Origin of the sequence: Sphingomonas jatrophae (assembly GCF_900113315.1) — a bacterium.
GTDB lineage: Bacteria > Pseudomonadota > Alphaproteobacteria > Sphingomonadales > Sphingomonadaceae > Sphingomonas_P > Sphingomonas_P jatrophae.
Window position 1 is genome coordinate 1,270,222 of the sequence record NZ_FOZG01000001.1, and the last position, 24,896, is coordinate 1,295,117.

Annotated in this window: 19 protein-coding genes; 4 read left to right on the forward strand and 15 right to left on the reverse strand. The window is 68.1% G+C overall.

Annotated features, from left to right (window positions below; all coding sequences use genetic code 11):
• Positions 1-6: 6 nt before the first annotated feature.
• Positions 7-738, reverse strand: a complete 732-nt coding sequence (locus tag BM360_RS06010) for an SDR family oxidoreductase (protein ID WP_093312263.1) — start codon at positions 736-738, stop codon at positions 7-9.
• 2 nt (positions 739-740) lie between these two features.
• Positions 741-2,957 carry a hypothetical protein gene (locus BM360_RS06015; protein ID WP_093312269.1) on the reverse strand — a complete coding sequence of 739 codons (2,217 nt, stop codon included), beginning with the start codon at positions 2,955-2,957 and terminating at the stop codon, positions 741-743.
• 193 nt (positions 2,958-3,150) lie between these two features.
• Between BM360_RS06015 and BM360_RS06020 the strand changes: the two genes are divergently transcribed.
• Complete coding sequence (locus BM360_RS06020) at positions 3,151-3,435, forward strand: hypothetical protein (protein ID WP_093313810.1); 285 nt, start codon at positions 3,151-3,153, stop codon at positions 3,433-3,435.
• Positions 3,436-3,462: 27 nt separating this feature from the next.
• Here the strand turns inward: BM360_RS06020 and BM360_RS06025 are convergent, their stop codons facing one another.
• Both BM360_RS06025 and BM360_RS06030 read right to left on the reverse strand, forming a co-directional pair.
• Positions 3,463-4,473, reverse strand: a complete 1,011-nt coding sequence (locus BM360_RS06025) for a sugar kinase (protein ID WP_093312276.1) — start codon at positions 4,471-4,473, stop codon at positions 3,463-3,465.
• Positions 4,474-4,484: 11 nt separating this feature from the next.
• On the reverse strand, positions 4,485-5,846 hold the full coding sequence (locus BM360_RS06030) for a glycoside hydrolase family 130 protein (protein WP_242653336.1): 1,362 nt from the start codon (positions 5,844-5,846) through the stop codon (positions 4,485-4,487).
• 90 nt (positions 5,847-5,936) lie between these two features.
• Here BM360_RS06030 and zwf point away from each other — a divergent pair, with 90 nt between their 5' ends.
• A complete protein-coding gene (zwf, locus tag BM360_RS06035; RefSeq protein WP_242653337.1) occupies positions 5,937-7,472 on the forward strand; it encodes a glucose-6-phosphate dehydrogenase in 1,536 nt (511 codons plus the stop codon).
• A 3-nt stretch (positions 7,473-7,475) separates the two neighbouring features.
• Here the strand turns inward: zwf and BM360_RS06040 are convergent, their stop codons facing one another.
• The 10 genes from BM360_RS06040 to BM360_RS06085 form a co-directional block, all read right to left on the reverse strand.
• The gene (locus BM360_RS06040; protein WP_093312282.1) at positions 7,476-8,225 is read right to left on the reverse strand and encodes an HAD-IIB family hydrolase; all 750 of its coding nucleotides are present in this window, start codon (positions 8,223-8,225) and stop codon (positions 7,476-7,478) included.
• A complete protein-coding gene (locus BM360_RS06045; RefSeq protein WP_093312288.1) occupies positions 8,222-9,037 on the reverse strand; it encodes a Cof-type HAD-IIB family hydrolase in 816 nt (271 codons plus the stop codon). The genes BM360_RS06040 and BM360_RS06045 overlap by 4 nt, the downstream gene beginning before the upstream one ends.
• Entirely contained in the window at positions 9,034-10,020 is a 987-nt protein-coding gene (gene gnd, locus BM360_RS06050; RefSeq protein ID WP_093312295.1) for a phosphogluconate dehydrogenase (NAD(+)-dependent, decarboxylating), read from the reverse strand. Before gnd ends, BM360_RS06045 begins: the two co-directional genes overlap by 4 nt.
• A 24-nt stretch (positions 10,021-10,044) precedes the next feature.
• Positions 10,045-12,828, reverse strand: a complete 2,784-nt coding sequence (locus BM360_RS06055; protein WP_093312303.1) for a bifunctional transaldolase/phosoglucose isomerase — start codon at positions 12,826-12,828, stop codon at positions 10,045-10,047.
• Complete coding sequence (gene tkt / locus BM360_RS06060) at positions 12,825-14,891, reverse strand: transketolase (RefSeq protein WP_242653338.1); 2,067 nt, start codon at positions 14,889-14,891, stop codon at positions 12,825-12,827. Before tkt ends, BM360_RS06055 begins: the two co-directional genes overlap by 4 nt.
• Before the next feature lie 80 nt (positions 14,892-14,971).
• A complete protein-coding gene (gene rpiA, locus BM360_RS06065) occupies positions 14,972-15,697 on the reverse strand; it encodes a ribose-5-phosphate isomerase RpiA (protein WP_423228890.1) in 726 nt (241 codons plus the stop codon).
• Positions 15,658-16,110: a MaoC family dehydratase gene (locus BM360_RS06070; protein ID WP_093312306.1), complete on the reverse strand. Its 453-nt coding sequence runs from the start codon at positions 16,108-16,110 to the stop codon at positions 15,658-15,660. The genes rpiA and BM360_RS06070 overlap by 40 nt, the downstream gene beginning before the upstream one ends.
• Positions 16,110-17,951: an acetyl/propionyl/methylcrotonyl-CoA carboxylase subunit alpha gene (locus BM360_RS06075; RefSeq protein ID WP_093312310.1), complete on the reverse strand. Its 1,842-nt coding sequence runs from the start codon at positions 17,949-17,951 to the stop codon at positions 16,110-16,112. The genes BM360_RS06070 and BM360_RS06075 overlap by 1 nt, the downstream gene beginning before the upstream one ends.
• Before the next feature lie 118 nt (positions 17,952-18,069).
• On the reverse strand, positions 18,070-19,671 hold the full coding sequence (locus tag BM360_RS06080) for a carboxyl transferase domain-containing protein (protein WP_093312312.1): 1,602 nt from the start codon (positions 19,669-19,671) through the stop codon (positions 18,070-18,072).
• The gene (locus BM360_RS06085; RefSeq protein ID WP_093312315.1) at positions 19,668-20,831 is read right to left on the reverse strand and encodes an isovaleryl-CoA dehydrogenase; all 1,164 of its coding nucleotides are present in this window, start codon (positions 20,829-20,831) and stop codon (positions 19,668-19,670) included. The genes BM360_RS06080 and BM360_RS06085 overlap by 4 nt, the downstream gene beginning before the upstream one ends.
• A gap of 101 nt (positions 20,832-20,932) precedes the next feature.
• Between BM360_RS06085 and BM360_RS06090 the strand changes: the two genes are divergently transcribed.
• Both BM360_RS06090 and BM360_RS06095 read left to right on the forward strand, forming a co-directional pair.
• Entirely contained in the window at positions 20,933-21,832 is a 900-nt protein-coding gene (locus BM360_RS06090; protein ID WP_093312317.1) for a LysR family transcriptional regulator, read from the forward strand.
• Positions 21,829-22,737 (forward strand): alpha/beta fold hydrolase, encoded by a 909-nt coding sequence (locus BM360_RS06095; RefSeq protein ID WP_093312320.1) that lies wholly within the window; start codon positions 21,829-21,831, stop codon positions 22,735-22,737. Before BM360_RS06090 ends, BM360_RS06095 begins: the two co-directional genes overlap by 4 nt.
• On the opposite strand, the gene BM360_RS06100 is transcribed toward BM360_RS06095, so the two are convergent.
• Entirely contained in the window at positions 22,725-24,779 is a 2,055-nt protein-coding gene (locus tag BM360_RS06100; RefSeq protein ID WP_093312324.1) for a TonB-dependent siderophore receptor, read from the reverse strand. The two genes, BM360_RS06095 and BM360_RS06100, sit on opposite strands and share 13 nt — an antisense overlap.
• Positions 24,780-24,896: the final 117 nt, after the last annotated feature.

Below are 24,896 nucleotides of genomic sequence, written 5' to 3' on the forward strand. Positions count from 1 at the left end.
GCAGGATCAGCTCGTCTTCTGGATGCGCGGCTCGATGCGCAGGTTGACCACGTCGGTCGCGGCCGAGCGGGTCAGGACGAAGCGGATCGCATCGGCAATCTCATCCGCCTGGAGCATCTGGTGCCTGGCGATCGCCTCGCGTTTCTCCTCCTCGCTGCATTGCTGCATGTCGGTGTCGATCGATCCGGGCTGGATCACGCTGACCTTGATGTTCTTCTCCGCCACTTCCTTGCGAAGTGTCTCGGCGAAGGCCTGGATGCCCGCCTTGGTCGCGGCATAGACGCTCTCGCCCGCGGCCTTGATCTCGGTACTGATCGAGCCGACGAACAGCAGGTGGCCGCCCTGCCCCTCCATCCGCTTGATCGCGCGCCGCGCGCTGGCGAGATAGCCGACAAGGTTCGTCTCGATCACGTTGCGCCAGGCATCCTCCTCCATCTCGTGGATCGGCTGCGCACCCAAGGCGGCGTTGGCGACCAGCATGTCGAGGCCGCCCAACTGCGCATCCACCGCTTCGAACACCTGATCGATGCCCTCGCGGGTGGAGGCATCGGCGACGAGGCCGTGGACCTGACCGGTGGCGTTGGCCAGCGCATCGTCCAGCTCCTCCAGATGCCGGCCGAAGGTCAGCACGCGCGCGCCCTCGGCCGCCAGCAGCTCGACCGTGGCGCGGCCGATGCCGGTCGTGCCGCCGGAGACGAGGATGCGCTTGCCCGCAAGCGAGGTGAGTGAGATCGGCATGGTTACTCCCACGTGAGGATGACCCGGCCGCTGGCCGGGACATGATAGTCGATGCGGTCGGCGGAGGTCGCGACCGGGCGGATCGTGTCGCCGCCTGCGGTCCGCAGGGTGCATTTCGGCAGCTTGCGCCGCTTCAGCCGCACCAGCCGCAGATTGGCGGTGCAGGTCTCGCCGCCATCCAGCGTGATCGACAAAGCGTGGTCGCCACTGCGCTCGTTCGCCCGCAGGAAATGGTCGCAGTTCAGCCGGAAGGGCGCACCCTCGACATGGTGGAAGCCGCGCGTGGCGAAGATGAAGGCCGCGCCCGCACCGTAGACCTCCTGCCCGACCTGCCCCGCCGGCTGACCGTCGGGGTAGAGATCCTCAACGGGGAAGGAGAGCTTGCGGTCGATATGTCCGTTCGGCTCGCGCTGCTTCTCCGCCAGCGCCTCGGACGGCAGTGCGTCCGGATAATAATACCAGGCGCGCGAGAGAGCATATTTGCAATATTCGCCCACCAGCATGCGCGCGGCAGGATCCAGATCCGGGCCGCTATCGTCCATGTAGCGTTCGAACGCGACGAAGCTGTCGAAGCATTCGTAGATCGCCATGTACGGTGCGTCCTGCAGGCAGGTCACGCCCATGAACGTCTCGTAATGCTCGGCATGGCCGAGCTTGCTTTCCCACATGACGCTATTGTGGAAGAAGCTGCCGAGATAGACGTAGCTCTGTTCCAGATAGACGGCTTCGTTGGTGATACGCCACAGCCGCATGCAGGCCGCGGCACCCCAGGCGGTCAGGTTCGCCTGGTAATTGACGTTGAAGCGCAGCCCCATTGCCGCATCGATCGCGGCGCGTGCCTCGTCGAGGTAGCGCTTGTCGTCGGTCAGCTCGAATGCCTGAAGCATCACCCAGGCATAGACACCGCTCACGTCCGTCTGCCCGCGTCCATCCGCAGGTGCCGTTTCCTCGATCACCGAAAAGTCGGTGACGTCATATTGAATGGGCCAGTGATAGTCGAAATGGTGCGCCGCGCGGATGCCGTAATCGATCGAGCGCAGGAACAGGTCGTGCGCCTGCTCATCTCCCCTGAGCGCAAGCAGGCCGAGGTTGAGCAGCGGGTGGTAGAGATACCAGCTGTCGACCGCGTCGGCATTCTTGTCCTTGCCGACGTTCGGCAGGTAGCGTCGCAGTGTCTTGAGCTTGGGGTCGTAGAACTTCTCCAGCCCCGCCTTAAGCTCCGCCTCCAGCGGCTGCGGCTCGTCCAGCCAGCGCGCCCAATCGTTGATGGCAGCGATCGTCGTCATCTGGACCATGATGTCCGGATATTCGGCGGCGGTATAAGGGTGGACGTAGCGGTGGCCGTAATGCCGGATCGTCGCCTCGGGCGCATCGTGCAGGTCGGCCAGCGTGCGCTCGGCGCGGCCGATCCAGTCGCGATAGTGGGTCGGAGGCAACTCGATCATCGCATAGGCGGCCGCCATCATCTGGAGAAACTGGCGCGCGGACTCCCGCTCATGCGGCGGCGCATCGGCGCGGAAGACGAGGATGACGTCCGAGAGCGCCACCTCGCGGCCAGCCTCCAGTACCTTGGCCTCGTCGCCGTCGGGTGCGGGTGGCAGCCGCTGGCCAAGCTCGGGCCATTGCCCGCCGGCCGTGTCCTTCGGCGTCGTGCCGAGTGCTTTGTGATAGTCGTTAAGCGCGGTCAGGTTCTGGACGTAGAGAACGTTGCCGAATCTCGGCTCCTCCAAGCGGAAGTAGACGAGTGCGGTATTCAGGCCCCGCTGCGTCGCCTCGACCCTGCCATGCGCCGCAAGCGGGTCGTCATCGTCGCCGAGGACATAAAGGTCGCGTGGCGAGAAAGCGGGGATGAGGGGCATGGCGGGCGTGAAGCGCACGGTTGCGCGCAGCCGCTCCAGCATGTCACTCGTCGTGGATAGGGTAATCCGGTGGAGGCCGAGCGGGCTTTCGACGCGGAAGCGCGCCGCCTCGCCCGGCTGCGCCCGCTCCTGTGTGCACGTGAACGGGCCTTCGAGCGACACCAACCTGAGCGCGACGCCGCCACGCCTCTCCCGCCGAACGATCGCCAGCACCGCGCCCGATATGCTCCTGACCTCGACCGAGAGGTCGCCGACTTCGAAGGCCGCGAGCGCGGGGTCATTCGTGCGCAGGGCTGCGCGGATACCGAGCACATGGGGGCTGACGCCCTGCACATTGCGGTCGACTGTCCTGGTCGCCATCGGCCTCTCCAACAGGGTGTCGTGCCGCTCGAACCTCCTTTCCGGGTCTGGGTTCCGCTCACGGATCAACAGCTTACATGGGTTAATCGATTCATGATGAAGAGCGTTGGCGCGCACCAGCAGGCGCCTGACGGGAACCTGTCGCTGCCGGCCTGCGCTCTAGCCAGGACAGGCCCGCATGGAGGATGAAGCGATGACCGAAGCCACTTGGAGCGGCACCGCGGCAGGCGGCGAGATCGACTGGCGGATGAGCGCCTCGCTCGAGAACGTGCCGCGGGGCGACGAGGATCTTGCCGAAGTGACCAGTCTGGAGCGGGCGGTGCTGGCCTGGCAGGCGCTCGATCCGGAGCATCGCGCCGCAGCCGTCCTCACCGCCGAGCGGCCGATCCAGATCGACGGTGCGGCCATCACCCGCTTCACTGCCGACGGCATCGCCTCACTGGCCGAGCACCTTCCGGCCGCTCCCGACGCGAGTTGAACTATTCGAGAGGCCGAGCGCGCCCGCTCAGCGACGCACATCCAGGCCGCCGCTCCGGAACGCCGCAATGTCACGCTGCGTCGCCTGGCTGAAGTCGCCTGGCGTCGCGTGTTTCAGCGCAGCGACCGCCAAGCCGAGCGAGGCCGCCGCTTCTGGCCCATCGTCCAGACCGGCGAGCACGCCGGCGGCAAAGGCATCGCCCGTACCGATCCGATCGACGATGTCGGTGATGTCGAGCGCCGCCGTCTCGTGCCACGCCTCCCGCTCGTCAACCCGAGCGGACAGGCGATGATGGCCTGCGCTGAGGGCCTGCCTCGTGGTCGACGCGATGTGGGTCAGGCGTGGAAATCGCCCGAACGCAGCCAGAGCCGCTTCGCGCCGGCCATCCGGCTCGTCCCCGTCGAACGGACGGCCGAGCAGCAGCGCCACGTCGCGGTGGCTGCCGAACAGCAGATCCGCCTGCTCGACATACTCGGACAGGATCGCGCCGGGATCGTCGCACCATTCCGCCCACAGGCTCGGGCGGAAATTGCCGTCGAACGATATTCGCACGCCTGCCGCACGCGCCGCCTCGATCGCGGCCAGCCCGAGCTTGACGGCGTCAGGCCCGAGCGCCGGGATCACGCCCGACAGGTGCAGCCAGCTCGCGCCAACAAGCAGCGCAGGCCAATCGAAATCCTCCGGCCGGGCGCGCGCGAAGAGGCTATCGGCACGGTCGTAGATGATCGACGGTGCGCGCAGTCCCGCGCCCGGCGTCAGATAGTAGAGGCCGAGCCGCCCCTCGCCTCGACTGACGCCGGACACATCCACACCGTGCATCCGCACCGATGCGACCACGGCATCGCCGACCGCATCGTCCGGCACCACCGTGACGAGCGCTGCCGCGCGGCCGAGCTTCGCCAGCGCCACCGCCATGTTCGCCTCCGCCCCGGCAAAACGCGCCTCCAGCCGCGCGGACTGGAACAGCAACTCGCGATCCGGCGCGGCCAGACGCAGCAGCACCTCCCCGAAACAGACCGTGCGGCCCGGCTGGCCCATGCTCGCTTCCCTTATTCCATGGCCGCCAGCACACGATCGACCGGTGCCGTGGCGAAGGCGGTATAGCGATCGGACACGGCATAAGGCAGCAACAGGACGCGGTCATGCACCAGCCCGCCGCAGCTATAGACGACATTCGGCACATAGCCGCCCCGCTCCTCGGGGTGCGGGCGCAAGAGCGGCTGCGGCGTCCGTGCCAGCACGCGCGTGGGATCGTTCTTGTCCAGCAGCACCGCGCCGATCGAATAGCTGCGCATCACGCCGACGCCATGCGTCAGCACCAGCCAGCCCTCGTCCAGTTCGATGGGAGAGCCGCAATTGCCGATCTGGACGAATTCCCAATCCTGCTGCGGCCGCAGCAACAGCTCCGCTTCCTCCCAGCGATAGGGGTCATTCGAGCGCATCAGGTAGATGTTCTCGTTATCGAGCCGGCTCAGCATGGCGAAGCGCCCGCCGATGCGCCGCGGGAACAGCGCCATGCCCTTGTTGCGCACGCATGCGCCGGTGAGGGGCCGCAGGGTGAAACAGTCGCCGTTCAGTGTCTCCAGCATCTCCGAACGCGCCTCGCGCCCGTCGAATGCCGTATAGGTGGCGAAGACGCGCGAGGAGCCATCCTCCTCGGTGAAGCGGACGAAGCGGGCATCCTCGATCCCCTGCCGCTGGCTGTCGGTCACGGGAAACAGGACGGCATCCGCCGGCGCGATCGATTCTGGCCAGGAGAAGATCGTCCGATCCTCGACCTCATGCTCGACGATCGGCATCACCGCCCGCTCACCGACCGGATCGAGGATCGGCTCGCTCCCCGGCCGCCAGCGCAGCACGCGGAAGGTGACGGAGGAGATATGCCCCTCGCCGACACCGCGCAGCGACATGAGCAGCCGGATCTCTCCATCCGCAAGCCCTGCCTGATCGGGGTGCGGGATCACGCTCGGGTTGAACAGCGCCGCGGATTCGAAGGCATATTCCTGGCTGAAGTAAGCCCCTGCCAGCACCGCCCGCTGCGGATCGAGGGCGGGCAGATCATGCGACCGGCGAACTGCCTCGAACCGCTCGCGCAGCCGCGCCTCGGGCTCGACCATCCGTTCGGCAAGGGGCCGGCGCAGGAGACCGCAGAGGGCGTTCACCCGCTCGTCCGGCAGTCCGGCGATCCGGTCGGCGATGCGGCGCACACGCGGCACTTTCGCGCCCACGCCGGCCGGATCGCCCGGCTCGAACGGGCGGATCACCGTGCGGCGCGGATCGGGCTGGAGCGTCAGCTCGAGCTTGGTGACCACGTCCTGCGGACCGATCGACGTGTCTCGCACGTCGCCATGCGCCTCCGGCCGATCCTGTGACGAAGCCCGGTCTCCACCGATCATGCCGTTCTTCACCACCTATGTTACTCCGCCGCCGAACCCTTGCGCGGTGCGGCAAGTTCCGCCTGCGGCACGACGCGGCGAGGCCGGCGGCGCGGACACCTAACCGTGGCCGGACGTTCACCCGGCACCATCCCTCCGGAGTTCCCGCCAGTGCCGCCATCGTCCGACGCCGTCCTGCCGCCTGCGACCCTGGTGATCTTCGGCGCGACCGGCGACCTCACCGCGCGGCTGCTGATGCCGGCGCTGACGACGTTGCGCCGCCAGGGCTATCTCGACGACGGTCACGGGGTTCTCGGCATCGGGCACAGCGAGGGCGATGCGACGATGCTGCGCGACAAGCTCGACGCCTTTCGCGCGGAAAAGGGTGGCGAGGGCGACGCGGACAAGGATGCGGCCTGGTCAGCCCTGCTCGATCAAGTCGATTATCTGAGCGGCGATTTCGAGGATGACGCGCTCTATGCGTCTCTGGCGGAGCGGATCGAGGGCAATGTCGTCTTCTACCTCGCAGTGCCGCCGAAATTCTTCGCGCCCATCGTCGAAAAGCTCGCCTCATGCGGGCTGACCAAGGAGAGCGATGCGGGCTGGCGCCGCATCATCATCGAAAAGCCGTTCGGCCATGATCTTGAGTCCGCCGCGGCGCTGAACGCCCGCCTGCTCGCCTGCGTGCCGGAGACGCAGCTCTACCGGATCGACCATTTCCTCGGGAAGGAAACGGTGCAGAACATCGTCGTCGCACGCTTCGCCAACACCATCATCGAGAAGATCTGGAACAGCGACTGCATCGATTCCGTGCAGATCACCGCCGCGGAGACGGTGGACGTGGGCACGCGCGGCTCCTTCTACGATGCGACGGGTGCGCTGCGCGACATGGTGCCGAACCACCTCTTCCAGATCCTCGCCACGCTGGCGATGGAGCCCCCGGCCAGCTTCGATGCTGAGTCGGTGCGTGACGAAAAGGCCAAGGTGCTGCGCGCCATCCGCCTCTACGATCCGGCGGAAGCGGCGGAGAACAGCGTGCGCGGCCGCTATGGCGCGGGGCGGATCGGCGATCGCACGATCCCCGCCTATCGCGACACGCCCGACGTGGCGGCGGACAGCCGCACCGAAACCTATGCCGCGTTGAAGCTGATGGTGGACAGCTGGCGCTGGGCCGGCGTGCCCTTCTATCTGCGCACCGGCAAGGCACTCACCGCGCGGGACACGGAGGTCGTCGTCACCTTCCGCCAGGTGCCCTTCGCCCACTTCCCGCGCACCCGCGGCGCCGATCTGCCGGCAAACCGCATCGTCTTCCAGATCCAGCCCGACGAGGGCATCGACATGGACGTCTCGATCAAGCAGCCGGGCCCGGAAGTCGCCACCGAGGGCGCCACGCTCGCCTATCGCTATCCGCGCAGCGCCGATCTCGCGCATCTGACCGGCTACGAATCGCTGCTGCACGACGTGCTGACGGGCGATCAGTCGCTGTTCCAGCGAGCCGATGCGATCGAGGCGGGCTGGCGCGCAGTCCAGCCGTTTCTCGACGCCTGGAGGGAAAGCGAGCCCGAGACATACGAGCCGGGCGGCACGGGGCCCGCCGCCGCGGATCGGCTGATCGAGCGGGACGGGCGCCGCTGGCACAGCATCGCCCGGCCCGAGGGTTGATCCTCAGCCGCTGAGGCAGGCAGTGATGGCGCGGATGACGTTCGCCGTTTCGGCCGGATCACGCACGGCGATGCTGTCGATCCCCGCCGCACGCACCGGATCGTCATTGCCGCCGGGGTAGATGGCGTCGCCCATGAACAGGATCGCCGTCGCGGGCACGCCGCTATGCTCACACAGCCGCCGGATGGCATAGGCCTTGTCGATGCCCTTGCGCGTGATGTCGATCGAGGTCGATCCGCCGACCTTGACCGACAGGTCCGCCAGATCCGCCATCAACGCCTGCTGCAGCGACTTGCGCTTGGCAGTGTCCGGATCCCACGCCGTCTTGGCGTCGAGCGGCGCCTGCTGGCCCAGCGCCGAGAAGGTGATCTGGCTGCCACGATCCTCGATCTGCGGCCCCCACACCTGCTCCCGGTCGAACCCGAGCGATTTCACCGCCTTGTCCAACGCCACAAGGATACGGTCCCGCTCCGCCGCGGTGAACGTCTCCGCATAGACCTGCATCCAGGCGCCGCCCTGATGACGGTAGAGCTTGGCCCCCGTCGTCGGCATGATGAAAAGCCGGTCGAGACGGGTATTGCCGGGCAGGCGCGCGATCACTTGGCGCTCGAACTGCGGCCAATCGCCACCGGAAATCACCGCCACCATCGCGACGTCGAGCAGCTGCTTGATCAGCGCGGCCATGTCGGTGCCAAGTGGCTGCTTGCTCTGCGCCAGCGTGCCATCGAGGTCGAACGCGATGAGCGACTTCATGCCGCACCCCCGATCATGGGCAGCAGGATCGTCTCGATCGCCTGCGCCACGCCATCCTCCTCGTTCGATGCGGTGACGCGGGCGGCTGCGTCCTTCACCTCCTGCGGCGCCTGCCCCATCGCGATGGCGAAGCCGGCGCGCGCGAACATGGCAAGATCGTTTCGCTGGTCGCCCGCCACCGCCACCTCGGCGAGCGTGACGCCCGCCGCGGCGGCCAGCGCGGCGATGCCGTCGCCCTTGTTCGCGCGCGGCGCGGTGATGTCGAGGTAATAAGGCTGGGACCGGATCACCGTCGCCTGCCCCGCCAGCGCCTCCGCCACGCGCCCTTCCAGCGCGGCGAGCGCCGCATGATCAGGGCTGACGGCGACGATCTTGTCCACCGCATCCAGCAGGGTCGACAGATCGGTGCCGATCACCGGATCCTGGTTCGCCGCGCGGCGCTCCCGATCGGTATAATGATCGTCCAGCCGCTGCGCATGCCAGCACCCGGCATGAAACAGCCAGACGATCACCTCCGGCGCCGCGATCAATTCAAGCGCGCGTACGGCGACCTCGGGCGCCAGCCGCTCGGCAGACAGGACCTCCCCGTCCGGCCGCACCAGCGTGCCGCCGTTGAACGCCCCGAGCGCGCCGGACAGGCCCAGCCGCTCCGCGATCCAGAGGATGCCGCTCGGCGGCCGCGCGCTGATCAGCGACACGGGCACGCCCGCTTCCTCAAGTCGCCGCACCGCCGCGATCACCGCATCGGACAGGCTCTTGTCCTCGCGGACCAGCGTGCCGTCGATATCGGAGACGAACAGCCGCGGCGTCATTGCGGCAGTTCGACATGCCCGCCGAAGCCGAAGCGCATTGCGGACAACAGCTTCTCGCCGAACGTGTGATCCATCCGGCTGCGATACCGCGCGAACAATGCCGCGGAGAGGACGTGCACGGGCACAGCCTCCTCCATCGCCGCATCGATCGTCCAATGCCCCTCGCCCGAATCGGCGACGTGGCCGGAAAAGTGATCGAGCGCCGGATCCTCGGCGAGCGCCGCGGCGGAGAGATCGAGCAGCCAGGAGGAGATGACGCTGCCGCGCCGCCACACCTCGGCGATGTCGGTGAGGTTCAGGTCGAACCTTTCATCCTCCGCCAGCCGCTCCGACGCGCGGCCTTTCAATACGTCGAAGCCCTCGGCATAGGCCTGCATCAGGCCATATTCGATCCCGTTGTGCACCATCTTGACGAAGTGCCCCGATCCCGGCGGGCCGGCATGGATATATCCCTTCTCGGCGCGCGGATCCTCATCCGGCTTCTTCTCGCGCGCGGCCGTGCGGGCGACGGTGCCGAGGCCCGGCGCCAGCGTGTCGAACACGGGATCGAGCAGGTCGACCGCGTCCTTCTCCCCGCCGATCATCATGCAATAGCCGCGCTCGAGCCCCCAGACGCCGCCCGAGGTGCCGACATCGACATAACGGACCTGCTTCTCGGCGCAGGCCTTGGCGCGCCGGATGTCGTCCTTGTAGAAGCTGTTGCCGCCATCGATGATGATGTCGCCGAGCCCGGCGAGGTCGAGCAGCGCCGTTACCGTCGCTTCCGTCGGCTCGCCTGCCGGAAGCATCACCCAGAAGATGCGCGGGCTCTCCAGCTTGGCCGCCACATCGTCCAGCGAGGCCGCCGCCGTCGCGCCCTCGGCCGCAAGTGCCTCGATCGCCTTGGCGTCGCGATCAAAGGCGACGACTTCATGCCCGCCGCGCATCAGCCGCCGGGCGATATTGGCCCCCATGCGGCCCAGCCCGATCATCGCAAGACGCATCCGCTTGTTCCTTTCAACCAATCGTCAGAGCGCGGCGATGACCGCGTCGCGCAGGGCGGCGATGCCGCCGCCACCCGCCTTCAGGTGGACGCGCAGCACGCGCCGCCCGCGTGCCGCCAGCACGTCGCTATCCCCGCGCGCCTGGGCGACCTGCACCGTGCCGAAGCTCGCCTTTCGGCCGGGCACCGCCAGATCGGGCTCGGGATCGCGCGTGATCGTCAGGAACGCGCCGCCTGACGGCCCGCCCTTATAGGCCTGCCCGGTCGAGTGCAGGAAACGCGGGCCGAAGCCGGCGACCGTCGCCACGTGGCGCCTGTCCCGCACCGCCGCGCGCATCACCGCGATCGCCGCCGCATCCGCCTCATTCCGTTCGACATAGGCGAGGAAGCCGGCATAGCCGCCCGCCTCAAGGGCCGCGAAGTGGGCGCGCAGCAGCGATGCTGCATCGCCCGTCGTGCCGGCGGGCGCGAACAGCGCGAAGTCGCTCGTCTCGGCGAGGGGCGTCTCCGGATCGAGCTTGCCCGCCTGCTCATAGGCATCGACCAGCTTGCGCGTGGCGACCTTGGCTTCCTCCACGTCCGGCTGGTCGAACGGGTCGATGCCGATGATCGCACCGGCGACTGCGGTGGCGATCTCCCAGCGGAAGAACTCCTGCCCGATCAGGTCGGGCCGCGCGATGCGGATGGTGACCACGGGCTGGCCCGCCGCGCGCAGGGCGGAAAGCCTGGCATCGTCGTCGCTGTCACCGGCCAGCGTGAGGTGAACGAACAGCCGGTCCTCGCCATAGCTGTCCGGCTGGCCGAGCGGCTCCAGATCGACGGGCACGATGCCGCGTCCCTCCTTGCCGGTCGATTCGGCCAGCAGCTGCTCCAGCCACCCGCCGAACGCGCGCAGCTTCGGAGAGGTGACGATGGTCAGCTTGTCGCGGCCCGCCACGGCCGCTTCGCCGATGATCGCGCCCAGCCGGATGCCGGGATTCGCCGCCGGCGGCACGTCACCGCCGCAGGAGAAGACCATTGGCGCCGTCGCCTCGAAGAAAGCGTGCGTGTCGATCCCGATCGCGGCGGCCGGCACCATGCCGAAGGCGGACAGCACCGAATAGCGCCCGCCGATCGCCGGATCGCCCGGAACGACGTGCGCGAAGCCGTCTGCCCTAGCGGTCTTCTCCAGCCCCGAACCCGGATCGGTCACCGCGATGAAGTGATCGCCGCGGCGGCCGCTCTTGTCGAAGAAGTAGGCGCGCAGCAGTTCGGGCTCCATCGTCGAGCCCGACTTGGACGAGACGATGAACAACGTCTCCGCCGGGTCGATCTGCGCTTCCACCGTGGCGATCTGCCCCGGATCGGTCGTGTCGAGCACATGAAGCACCGGGCTGCCCTCGCCCGAGCCGAGGATCTCCGCCAGCACCTCTGGCCCGAGGCTCGATCCGCCCATGCCGAGCAGCACCGCATGGCGAAACCGCTTCGCCTCGCGGGCGATCTGCGCGAGCACGGCAGGGTCCACCTGATTGCCCCGTGCGGCGGACAGCCAGCCGAGCCACCTGGCCTCGTCCCCGCCCGTCCACAGCGATGCGTCTTCCCGCCACAGCCGGCGCGCCCAGCCCTCGGCACGCGCCGTCTCCAGCCTCTTCTTCCCCGCCTGCTGCAGCGCATCCGGCAGCGCGGCTTCGAGCGAATTGAGGCGATCGCCGAGCAACGCCTCGCGCTTGCCCGCAACCGCACCCAGCAGCGCATCCGCCGCGTCGGCGAACAGGCGCACGCCGTCCGGCACGAGCGCCTCGGTGACCCCGGCCAGGTCCAGGCCCAGCCGCTCGGCCTCGGCCAGCACGTGACGCGCTTCGTCGAGATCCGCGGTCAGCGACTGCGCCACGCTGCCATGGTCTCGAAAGGCGACCATCGTCTTGGGCGGCATGGTGTTGACCGTATCCGGCCCGATCAGCTGATCGACGTAGAGCGTGTCCGGATAGGCGGGATCCTTGGTGCCGGTGGACGCCCACAGCAGCCGCTGCGGCATGGCGCCTTTCGCTGCCAGCGCCTGCCAGCGCGGGCTGGCGATCATCTGTTGATACCAAGCATAAGCGAGCTTGGCGTTGGCGATCGCCACTTTGCCGCGGAGCGCCTTCAGCGCGTCGGCCTCGTTGTCGCCCGACTTCACCCGTGCGTCGATCGCCTTGTCGATCTGCGCATCGATGCGGCTGATGAAGAAACTGGCGACGCTGGCGATCCGGTCGATCGGCTCGCCGCGCTCCACCCGCGCCTCCAGCCCGGCCATATAGGCCTCCGCCACCGCTTGGTAAGCAGGGATGGAGAAGAGCAGGGTGACGTTGATGTTGAAGCCGTCGGCGATCAGCTGGCGGATTGCAGGCACGCCGGCCTTTGTGCCGGGCACCTTCACCATCAGGTTCGGCTCGTCCACCGCCGCCCACAGGCGTTGTGCCTCCTCTACCGTCTCCTCGGTCCCGTCGGCGAGATAGGGGGAGACCTCGAGGCTTACATAGCCGTCACGGCCATCCAGCCGGTCGTAGACGGGGCGGAGGTCGGCTGCCGCCGCCTTGATGTCGGCAATGGCCTGGCTCTCATACGTGTCCTGGACGCTGGCATCGGCCTTGCCGAGAAAGGTGCCGAAGCCTTCGTCATAGGCATCGCCATGCCCCATCGCCTTCTCGAAGATCGACGGGTTGGAGGTGACGCCGGTCAGGCCATCCTCCGCCACCAGCGTCTTCAGCCCGCCCTCGTGCAGGAAGCCACGGTCGACGAAGTCGAGCCACACCGCCTGACCGGCGCGCCCCAGATCCGCCAGCCGGCTCACTTCGCCTGCTCCACCAGCTCGCGCGCCAGCTTGCAGACATTGTCGACGGTGAAGCCGTATTTCTCCTGCAGCTTGGCGATCGGGGCGGAGGCGCCGAAGGTGGACATGGCGATCGTCCGGCCGGAGCGGCCGACATAGCGATCCCAGCCGATCGCCCCGCCCTGCTCCACCGCCAGCCGCGCATCCACCTCGGGCGGCAGCACGCTGTCGCGGTAAGCCTGATCCTGCTTCTCGAACAGATACCAGCTGGGCAGCGACACGACGCGCGACTTCACCCCCTCCGCCACCAGCTTCTCATGCGCCGCGGCGACGAGCGGCAGTTCGGAGCCGGTGCCGATCAGGATGACCTCGGGCGCGCCGTCCGAATCCGCGAGGATGTAGCCACCTTTTTCGACCCCATCAGCGGAGGCGTAGCGGCCGCGGTCGAGCGTCGGGATGGCCTGGCGCGAGAAGATCAGGGCGGTCGGCTCGTGCGTGTGGCTGAGCGCCACCTTCCACGCGGCCGCCACCTCGTTCGCATCGCCCGGCCGGATCGTGTCGAGCCCCGGAATGGCGCGGAGCGCCGCCAGCTGCTCGATCGGCTGGTGCGTCGGCCCGTCCTCGCCCACGCCGATGCTGTCGTGCGTGAAGATGAAGATGACGGGCAGCTCCATGATCGCGGCAAGCCGGATGGGCGGCCGCATATAATCGGAGAAGACCATGAACGTGCCGGTGTAGGGGCGCAGATAGGTCAGCGCTATGCCGTTGGCGATCGCGCCCATGGCATGTTCGCGCACGCCGAAATGCATGTTGCGCCCGCCCGGGCTCGCCGCCTCGAGCGAGGGTGCGTCCTTGATCTCCGTCTTGGTCGAGGGCGACAGATCCGCCGCGCCGCCGATCAGCCACGGCGCATGCGCGGCGATGGCGTTGAGCACCTTGCCGCCCGCCTCGCGGCTGGCGATGCCCTTTTCGTCCGCCTCGAACGTGGGCAGCGCATCTTCCCAGCCGCCCGGCAGGCGGCCGCGGCGCAGCTCATCGAGCGAGCGGGCGAGATCCGGATAGGCCTCGCGATAGCGGGCGAACGTCGCCTCCCACGCCTCGCGCAGCGGCCGGCCGCGGCCCGCGACCGCGTTCGTCACCTCTGCCTTGGCCTCTTCGGGCACGAGGAACTGCGCGTCTTCCGGCCAGCCATAGCTGCGCTTGGCGCCGCGTATCTCCTCTTCGCCGGGCGCGTCGCTATGCGCCTTGTGCGTGCCGGCGCGCGTCGGAAAGCCGATGCCGATGATCGAGCGGACGACGATCAGCGTCGGCCGATCGTCCGTCGCGCGGAACTGCTCGAGCGCCTGCGCGAAGGCTTCGGTGTCCTCGGCATCGGGCAGCACGATCGTGTTCCAGCCATAGGCCTCGAACCGTTTCGCCACATCCTCGTCGAAGGCGAGATCGGTGCCGCCCTCGATTGTGATGCTGTTGCTGTCGAACACCCAGCACAGGTTGGCGAGCTTGAGGTGCCCCGCCATCGACGCCGCCTCGCTGGCGACACCCTCCATCAGGTCACCATCCGAGCAGATGACGTAGACGTCATTGTCGAACAGGGTGAAGCCGTCGCGGTTGAACGTCTCGCCCAGCCAGCGCGCGGCGATCGCCATGCCGACCGAATTGCCGCAGCCCTGGCCGAGCGGGCCGGTCGTCGTCTCCACGCCCGTCGTCATGCGATATTCGGGATGACCCGGCGTCTTGGAATCCATCTGCCGGAACTGCTTGATATCGTCGAGGCTGACCGCGGGCTTGCCCGTCGGCTGCCCATCGGCATCGATCTCCTGCACGTCGGCCAGGTGCAGCAGCGCATAGAGCAGCATCGACGCATGGCCGCACGACAGCACGAAGCGGTCGCGATTGGGCCAGTCGGGCGCGTAGGGATCGTAGCGCAGGAAGCGCGTCCAGAGCGTGTGCGCGATGGGCGCGAGCGCCATGGGCGTGCCGGGATGGCCGGAATTGGCCTTCTGCACCGCATCCATGGCGAGGGTACGGATTGTATCGATGGCGATGCGCTCGGGCGAGCGCGCGGCGGCGGGCTGATCGGTCACGCTGGGTCTTCCACAGCAACAGGGCAGCAACGCAAACGCGGGCGGACGCGTAAGGATGCTGCGCTGCGACGGACGGCCCGTCAGGCGCGCCGGTTGCGCTGGATCAAGCCGTCGGGCGTGCCGAGGTAGAGTGCATCCACCTCGGTGACGAACAGGCCGTGGCCGAGCACGCCGGGGATCGCGGCCAGCTCCGCTGCCAGCGCGGCCGGGTCGGCGATCGCGCCGAAGTGGCAATCGAGGATGGGATTGCCCTGATCCGTCCGCACCGGAGCGCCGGAAGACACACGCAGCACCGCCTCGCCGCCCAACCGCATGACGGACGCGGTGATGAAGGCGCGAGCGGGTGCGAGCAGCTCGACCGGCACCGGTCGCGCGCCGAGTGCCTCTACCGCTTTCGAGGCGTCCGCAATCGCGATCATGCGCGTGGCGGCCGTCGCCACCAGCTTCTCGCGCAGCATGGCGCCGCCCGCGCCCTTGATCGCGCGGAACCGGGGATCGATCTCGTCCACGCCGTCGATGGCGAGATCGAGCGCGCTGACCTCTGCCATGTCGCGCACAGGAATGCCCCCGGTCCGCGCGGCGACCGCCGTCCGGTCCGACGTGACGACCGTGGTGACGCTCAAGCCCTCCGCCACGCGCGCCGCCAGCGCGGCGATGGCATAAGCCGCGGTCGATCCGGTGCCGAGACCGACGAGCATGCCGGGCTGCACCTCAGCCACCGCGGCCTCCGCCGCGATGCTTTTCTGTCGCTCGGTCTCCGCCGCGGTCAGGCGGCGCTTCCCTTGATCAGCGCCATGCGCAGGCACTGGCAGACGACCTCGTCCCGCTGGTTGAGCAGGCGGTGGGTGAAGGTGACGATGCCGGCACCCGGGCGCGACCTGCTCGGCTTCAGCTCGGTCACCTCGGTCTCGGCGCGGAGCGTGTCGCCGATGAAGACGGGCTTCGGCATGACCAGCTTGTCATAGCCGAGATTGGCGACGAGCGTGCCCAGCGTCGTATCGCCGACAGACAGGCCGACCATCAGCGCGAAGGTGAAGGTGCCGTTGACGAGGATCTGGCCGAACTCGCTCGCCTTCGCCGCCTCCGCATCGAGGTGCAGCGGCTGCGGATTGTGCGTCATGGTGGAGAAGAGGAGATTGTCCGTCTCCGTCACCGTGCGGCGGATCTCGTGGACCAGCCGATCACCGACGGTCCACTGATCGTAGAAGCGCCCCGCCATCAGGCCGCCTCCGCTTTCTCGATCCGCGCGAGCAGCAGCCCCTCGCTCACCTGCCCGCCCTCGCTGGCGCGAAGCTCCGCCACCGTGCCGTCGAACGGGGCGACGAGGCTGTGCTCCATCTTCATCGCTTCTACGGTCAGCAGCTTCTGGCCCTTGGTGACCGTCTCGCCTTCGCTCACCGCCACCGCAATGATGCGGCCGGGCATAGGCGAGAGGATCGCGCCGTCGGACGCCTCCCCGCTTCCCACACCGCGCGCGCGGAACGGACTGAGCCGCCAGACCTGCCCCGCCTCCGCGATCAACCGCACCGGCGCGGGCTCCGCCGGAGCCGCTGGCCGCAGCGCCACCGTCACCTCCGCTCCGTCGAGCAGGAAGCGCCCGGCCGGTGCCACCGGTGCGTTCAGCCGGAACCCCGCCAGCGGCCCGGGTGCAGCGACGGCACCCGCCGCGTCGGCAAGTGCCGCATCGGACGGCGCGGCATCGGGCAACAGCGCATCGCCCTCGCGCGCGATCAGGCCGGTATCCAGCCGCGCCTCGGCGAAGGCCGGATGGTGCAGCGCCTTTACGAGGAAGCCGGCATTGGTCTTGAGCGGCCAGATCGCGGTCTGCGCCAGCGTGTCGGCCAGCCGCAGCCGCGCCGCATCCCGGTCCGGCCCCCAGGCGATCAGCTTGGCGATCATCGGATCGTAGAAGGGCGAGATCTCCGCGCCCTGCTCCACACCCGTGTCGGTGCGGTAGCACGGGCCGATGTCGAACCGCTCGAGCGTGCCGATCGACGGCAGGAAGCCCTTGGCCGGATCCTCGGCATAGAGGCGCGCTTCCATTGCCCAGCCGCGGATCGACAGCTCGTCCTGCGTCTTCGGCAGCGGCTCGCCCGAGGCGACGCGCAGCTGCCATTCGACGAGATCCTGCCCGGTAATCTCCTCCGTCACCGGATGCTCGACCTGGAGCCGCGTGTTCATCTCCATGAACCAGATGCGGTCGGCGCGCAGGCCCTCCGATCCGTCGGCGATGAACTCGATCGTGCCCGCCCCGACATAGTCGACCGCCTTGGCCGCGCGCACCGCCGCGTCGCAGATCGACGCGCGCGTCGCCTCGTCCATGCCGGGCGCGGGCGCTTCCTCGATCACCTTCTGGTGGCGCCGCTGGAGCGAGCAATCGCGCTCGAACAGATGGACGACGTTGCCGTGGCGGTCGCCGAAGACCTGCACCTCGATGTGGCGCGGGTTCGTCACCCACTTCTCCAGCAGCACGTCGGTGTTGCCGAAGGAGGACGCTGCCTCGCGCTGGCAGGAGATCAGCGCGTCGAGGAAGTCCTCGGCCGCATCCACCTTGCGCATGCCCTTGCCGCCGCCGCCGGCGACCGCCTTGATCAGCACGGGATAGCCGATCGCGTCCGCCTCGGCCTTGAGCCGGTCCGGCGCCTGATCCTCACCGAGATAGCCCGGCGTCGTCGGCACGCCGGCCGCCTGCATCAGCGCCTTGGCCGCATCCTTCAGGCCCATCGCGGTGATGGAGGACGGGTTCGGCCCGACCCAGACCAGCCCGGCGTCGATTACGCCTTGAGCAAAGGCCGCATTCTCCGAGAGGAAGCCGTAGCCGGGATGGATCGCCTCTGCGCCGGTCGTGCGGGCCGCTTCGATGATGCGATCACCCAACAGATAGCTTTCGCGCACCGGCGACGGACCGATATGCACCGCCTCGTCCGCCATGCGGACGTGGAGCGCGTGCCGATCCGCATCCGAATAGACGGCGACGGTGCGGACGCCGAGGCGGCGCGCGGTGCGGATGATGCGGCAGGCGATCTCGCCGCGGTTGGCGATGAGCAGGGATTTGATCATCGCGCGGTATCCTTATACCCGAAGGTCACGAAAGTCGCACCAACGACGCGGTTTTCTACGTGCTCCCGGCCAACTGCTCCGGCGCTCATGTAACCGATATGGTTCACCATGACAAGCCTCACATCCGGAAGATGCCGAAGCGCGGCGCCTCGGGCATGGGGGCGTTCAGCGTGGCGGCGAGCGCGACACCCAGCGCGTCGCGCGTCTGGACGGGATCGACGATGCCGTCGTCCCACAGCCGCGCGGTGGCGTAATAGGGGTTGCCCTCATCCTCATATTTCTGGCGGATCGGCGCCTTGAAAGCTTCAGCCTGATCGGGCGTCCAGCTCTTCGCGTCGCGGTGCACCGTCGCCAGCACGGCGGCGGCCTGCTCGCCCCCCATCACGCTGATCCGCGCATTCGGCCAGGTGAACAGGAAGCGCGGCTGATAGGCGCGGCCGCACATGCCGTAATTGCCGGCACCGAAGCTGCCGCCGATCAGCACGGTGATCTTCGGCACCTGCGCCGTCGCCACCGCCGTCACCAGCTTGGCGCCGTTCTTCGCAATGCCTTCCGCCTCATATTTGCCGCCGACCATGAAGCCGGAGATGTTCTGGAGGAACAGCAAGGGGATACGGCGCTGGCACGCCAGCTCGATGAAGTGCGCGCCCTTCAGCGCGCTCTCGCTGAACAGCACGCCGTTATTGGCGAGGATCGCGACCGGCATGCCCCAGATGTGCGCGAAGCCGCAGACGAGCGTGGTGCCGTAGAGCGCCTTGAACTCGTGAAACTCGGACCCGTCGACCAGCCGCGCGATCACCTCGCGCACGTCATAGGGCGCGCGCACGTCCTGCGGCACGATGCCGTACAGCTCCTCCGCCGCGAACTTCGGCGGCACGGGATCGCGCAGGTTGAGATCCGGCTTGAGATCGGGCTGGAGCGTCGAGACGATGTCGCGGACGATGGTCAGCGCATGCTCGTCATTCTCGGCGACATGATCGACCACGCCCGAGCGGCGCCCGTGCAGATCGCCGCCGCCCAGATCCTCGGCCGAGATCACCTCGCCCGTCGCCGCCTGCACCAGCGGCGGGCCGGCGAGGAAGATCGTGCCCTGATTGCGCACGATCACCGTCTCATCCGACATGGCGGGCACATAGGCGCCGCCCGCGGTGCAGCTGCCCATGACGCAGGCGATCTGCGGGATGCCGCGCGCGGACATGTTCGCCTGATTGTAGAAGATGCGGCCGAAATGCTCCTTGTCGGGGAACACCTCCGCCTGATTGGGCAGATTCGCGCCGCCGCTGTCGACGAGGTAGATGCAGGGCAGCCGGTTCTCGAGCGCGATCTCCTGCGCGCGAAGATGCTTCTTGACGGTCATCGGGTAGTAGGTGCCGCCCTTCACCGTCGCGTCGTTGCAGGCGATCATCACCTGCCGGCCGGAGACGCGGCCGATGCCGGCGATGATGCCGGCGCCCGGCACCTCGTCGCCATAGAGTCCGTTCGCCGCCAACTGGCCGACCTCGAGGAACGGACTGCCGGGGTCGAGCAGCCGCTCCACCCGCTCGCGCGGCAGCAGCTTGCCGCGGGCGACATGCTTCGCGCGCGACGCCTCGTTTCCGCCGGTCGCCGCCTCCGCCACTTTCGCGCGCAGCGCCTCGGCGAGCGCGCGGTTGTGCGCGGCATTGGCCTGGAACCCTGCGTCGGACGGCGACAGCTTCGTATCGAGGACGGGCGCGCTCACTGCGCCACCCGTTCCGGCGCGCCGATCAGCTCGCGGCCGATCAGCATGCGGCGGATCTCGTTCGTGCCCGCGCCGATGTCGAGCAGCTTGGCGTCGCGCATGTAGCGCTCGACCGGCCAGTCCCGGGTGTAGCCCGCGCCGCCGAGCGCCTGCACCGCCTCCAGCGCCGTCTTCATCGCATTTTCCGAGGCGAGCAGGATCGCGCCTGCCGCGTCGAACCGCGTCGTCTTGCCCGCATCGCAGGCGCGGGCGACGGCATAGACATAGGCCCGCGCGCTGTTCAGCGCGACATACATGTCCGCCACCTTCGCCTGCATCAGCTGGAAGCTGCCGATCGGCTTGCCGAATTGCTTGCGCTCGCGAACATAGGGCAGGACCACGTCGAGGCACGCCTGCATGATGCCGAGCTGGATGCCCGAGAGCACCGTCCGCTCATAATCGAGGCCGCTCATCAGCACGCCCGCGCCGCCGTTCAGCGGGCCCATGACGTTCTCCTCCGGCACCTCGCAGTCGTCGAACACCAGCTCGGCCGTCGGCGATCCGCGCATGCCCATCTTGTCGATCTTCTGGCCGATGGAGAAGCCCTTGAACTCCTTCTCGATCAGGAAGGTGGTGATCCCCTTCGATCCCTCGCCCGTCTTGGCATAGACGACCAAAGTGTCGGCATAAGGCGCGTTGGTGATCCAGAACTTCGTGCCGTTCAGCACGTAGCGGTCGCCCTTCTTCTCCGCCTTGAGCTTCATCGACACGACATCGGAGCCGGCCCCCGCCTCGGACATGGCGAGGCTGCCGACATGCTCGCCCGAGATCAGCTTCGGCAGATATTTCGCGCGCTGTTCGGCATTGCCCCAGCGGGCGATCTGGTTGACGCAGAGGTTGGAGTGGGCGCCGTAGCTGAGGCCGATCGAGGCGGAGGCGCGCGCCACTTCCTCCTGCGCGACGACATGTTCGAGATAACCGAGACCCAGGCCCCCATCCGCCTCCGGCACGGTGATGCCGTGCAGGCCGAGCGCCCCCATTTCCGGCCACAGATCGCGCGGAAACCAGTCCTTGGCGTCGATCTCCGCCGCCAGCGGGGCGATGCGGTCGGTCGAGAAGCGGTGCGCGCTCTCGCGGATCATGTCGGCATTCTCGCCGAGCGCGAAATCGAAGTCGGTCATGGGTGGCTCTCTCCTGCGACGACCGGGCGTAGCGCATCGCGGAGCTTCGCCAAAATTGAACTTTCCATAACAAGTCCATTGACGATATCTATGCATCCGCGATGCTCGATCGATATCTGCTCCGCTACGCCATCGCGGTGGTCGACCAGGGCAATTTCTCGCGCGCGGCGGCCGCCTGCAACGTGTCGCAGCCGACGCTGTCCGTCGGCATCGCCAAGCTGGAGCGCGAGCTTGGCCAGCAGTTGTTCGTCCGCTCCAACCAGCGCGTCGAGCTGACCGATGCCGGCGCACGCTTCCTGCCGCATGCCCGCCGGATCGAGGCGGAGTTCAACGTCGCGCTCCAGGCGATGGGCCGCGCCACCGACCTGCCGCCGCTCCGCCTCGGCGTGCTGGGCAGCCTGCCCGCTGCCATCGTCGCGCAGGCGGTAGCTGGGACGCGCCCGGGCGAGCAGCACCGCTTCGAACTGCTGTTCGGCAATGAGCGCGAGCTGGCCGGGCATCTCGCCAAGGGCCGCATCGATCTGGCGCTCACCCTCGTCGGCCGCGGCGCCGAGCGGTTCGCGGAGCGCGCGGTGATGAGCGAGGGCTATTCACTCGCGCTCGCCGCCGATCATCCGCTGGCCGACGCGGGCGAGATCGCGCCGGAGCGGCTGGCGAACGAGGCCATGATCGTGCGCCGCCACTGCGAGGCCCTGTCGGAGACCAGCCGCTATTTCACCGAGCGCGGCGTGCGCCCGCACTTCGCGCTCCGATCGACCAATGACGAGCGTGTGCTGGACATGGTGGCCGCGGGGCTCGGCCTCACCGTCATGCCCGATTGCTATGCCCATGCGGACGTCCGCCGGCCGCGGCTGACCGGTTTCGACGCGCGCCGCACCATCGGCTGGGCGGCGGCGCATCACGGCGAGCATCTGCTGGCCGCGCCGCTCCCGCTGATGACCGCCGTCGAGCAGGGCCTGACCGTGCAACACGCCCCTGCCGCGGACGTTGCCGCGCCATGAGCGCACGATCTTCCGACGACGACCTGCTCCAGCCCGGCTGGCGGTCTTCACGCCGCAAGGTGGGCGCGGTGACGCTGCATGTGGTGGAGGCGGGCAAGGCCGGCGCGCCGCTCGTCATCCTGCTGCACGGCTTTCCCGAGTTCTGGTGGGCATGGCGCCACCAGATCGGCCCGCTCGCCGCCGCGGGCTTCCACGTCGTCGTGCCCGATCTGCGCGGCTACAATCTGAGCGACGTGCCGGATGGCATAGACGATTACCGGCTCGACACGCTGGCGGCCGACGTGGTCGCGCTGGCGGACACGTTCGGCGCGGAGCGGTTCCACCTCGTCGGGCATGACTGGGGCGCGGTGATCGGCTGGTGGGTCGCCGCCCTTCATGCCACGCGGCTAGACCAAGTCGTGCTGATGGACGGGCCGCATCCGGACGTCTGGGGCGCACAGATGCTGAAGCATCCGAGCCAGGCGCTGCGCAGCACCTATGCCGCCTTCTTCCAGCTGCCCTGGCTGCCCGAGGCGACGCTCGGCAGCTTCGACCATGCGGGCCTGCGCACCATGCTCCAGGGCAGCGGCAAGGCGGACACGTTCGAGCCGGGTGCGCTGAATCGCTATGTCGCGGCGTGGCGCAATGCCGGGTCGCTCACCGGCATGCTCAATTACTACCGCGCGCTGCGCCGGCGGGAGCGGCCGGCAGCGCCCGCCCGGATCACGCCGCCGACGCTGATCCTGTGGGCGGAGGAGGACCGCTTCCTCGAGCGCCACATCGCCGAGGCGAGCCTCGCCCAGTGCGACGACGCGCGGCTGGAGATGATCGCGGACGCGACCCACTGGCTGCATCTGGAGCAGCCGGCGCGGATCAACGCCCGCATCATCGCCTGGCTGAGCGAGGCGCCCGCTCAGAAGCGGTAGGAGATTGTGCCCATCACGTTGCGCGGTGCGCCCATGAAGCAGTCGCCCCGCGACAGACACGAGGCGTAGAACTTGTCGCCGAGCAGGTTGGTGGCGTTGACGGCGAAGCGCCACTGGCGCCACGTCACCTCCGCCAGCGCATCGACCAAGGTGTTGTCCCCCGTCACCAGCGTCCAGGCCGGGCCGATCGAGGTCCGCTTGCCGGTATAGCGCACGCCCGCACCGCCGCGGATCGACACGTCCTCGCTCAGCTGCACCGTCTTGGTCGACCAGATGGAGGCATTGTGCTTCGGCAGATAGTCGAAGAACTGCGTGTCGCGCGGGGTCAGCTTGTTGTAGCCGTAATTGACCAGCAGCTCGAAATTGCCCGGCAGCGTGCGGCTCGCCTCCAGCTCGATGCCCTTGGTGGTCAGCACACCCGCCTGCGTCACGATCGATCCCGGCCCGAACAGCGGCCGTCCATTCTCCTTGATGTGGAAGCCCGTGACGGTGACGAGGGTGCGCGCATCCGGCTGCCACTTCACGCCCGCCTCATACTGGCGACCGGTCTGCGGCTTCAGCGCGCCGTTCCCGGTGCCGGCGATCGGCAGGAAGCTTTCGGTATAGCTGAAGAAGGGCGACAGGCCCGCGCCGATCTCGCCGATGATGCCCGCGCGGAAGGTGGTGGCCTTGTCGACCGTGTTGACGCGCAGGCTGCGATCCGCCGTCACGCTGTCGCTGCGCACCCGATCACGGCGCACGCCGAGCACGACGGAGACGCGATCGAAGAAGCGGATCTGATCCTGCACGTAGATGCCGAGCTGCTTCTGCGTGTCGCGGCTGAAGTCCGCCGAAACGCTCGGCAGCACCAGGGCGTCATAGTCGATGTCGTACAGGTCGATCTGTTCGACGCCGAAGTTGCTGCTCTTGCGCACCTTGTTCCAGCTGTAATCGATGCCGGCGAGCAGGACGTGCGAGATGTTCGCACCGGTGTCGAACTTGAACTGCACATTGTTGTCGGTCGAGAAGACGTTGAGCCGCGCGAGGCTGGCTTCGCTGTAGAGCCGGATCTGGCGGCGCGCGGCATCCAGATAGGGGTTGGTCGGGTTGGTGTAGCTGTCGGTGTAGTGGGTGAAATAGGTGAGGTCGCTGTCGATGTAGCGGGCCTTCAGGTTCACCGAGACAGTCTCGCCGAACCGCTGCGAGATGCTGCCGCCGCCCTGCAGCAGGCGCCCGTCATACCGGTCCCACCCCGGCTTGCCGACGAACAGGTAACGGTCGAGCCGCGGGTTCGTCCCGTTCGGCAGGTTGGTGCCGACGACCGGCAGGAATTGCGACGTCGAGCCGGTATCGTCCTCCTGATAGAGGCCGAGCAGCGTGATGTCGGTATCCGGCGTCGGCCGCCAGCGGACGGACGGCGCGAACATCACGCGATCGTCGGGCACGTGATCGACATAGGTGTCCGCATCGCGCGCACGGCCGACGGCGCGGATCGCGAAAGTGTCGTCCACCGCCAGATTGACGTCGCCGAGCAGCTCCTTGCGATCATAGCTGCCATAGACGGCGCTCAGCTCGCCGCCCGTCTCGAACTGCGGCGTCTTGGAGACGAGATTGACGAGGCCGCCGATCGAACCCTGCCCGAACAGCACCGAGGCCGGCCCGCGCACGATCTCCACGCGCGAGAAGTTGTAGGGGTCCGCCGCGGCGGACGCGTAGAAGCTGAAGATGTCGCGCATGCCGTCGCGGAATTGCAGCGCGTCGATGCCGCGGATGACGAAGCTGTCGACACGCGTGTCGCGGCCATAGGCGTTGGCGGTGACGCCCGCGGCATAACGCACCGTATCGCTGATCGAGATCGCGCCCTGCGACAGGAAAGTCGCGTCGCTGATGACGGTGATCGGCTGCGGCGTCTGGATCAGGGGCGTGTCGGTCTTGGTGCCGGCGAACGAGTCGGTCCGATTGGCGGTGACGACGATGGTCTCGTCGGCGGGCGCAGGCGCTTCGGCCTCGGCGGCGAAGGCAGCGTTCGGCGCAATCAGCATCGCCGCGCCGGCCAGCGTCATCAGTTTCACTCGGATGCCCCTTGATCTGGAATAACCGCGGCGCGCTATAAACAGTTGCGAACGACTCTCAATAGCGTTTATTGCGAGCGCTCAACGACGGGTTCCCGGTTTGGCGGA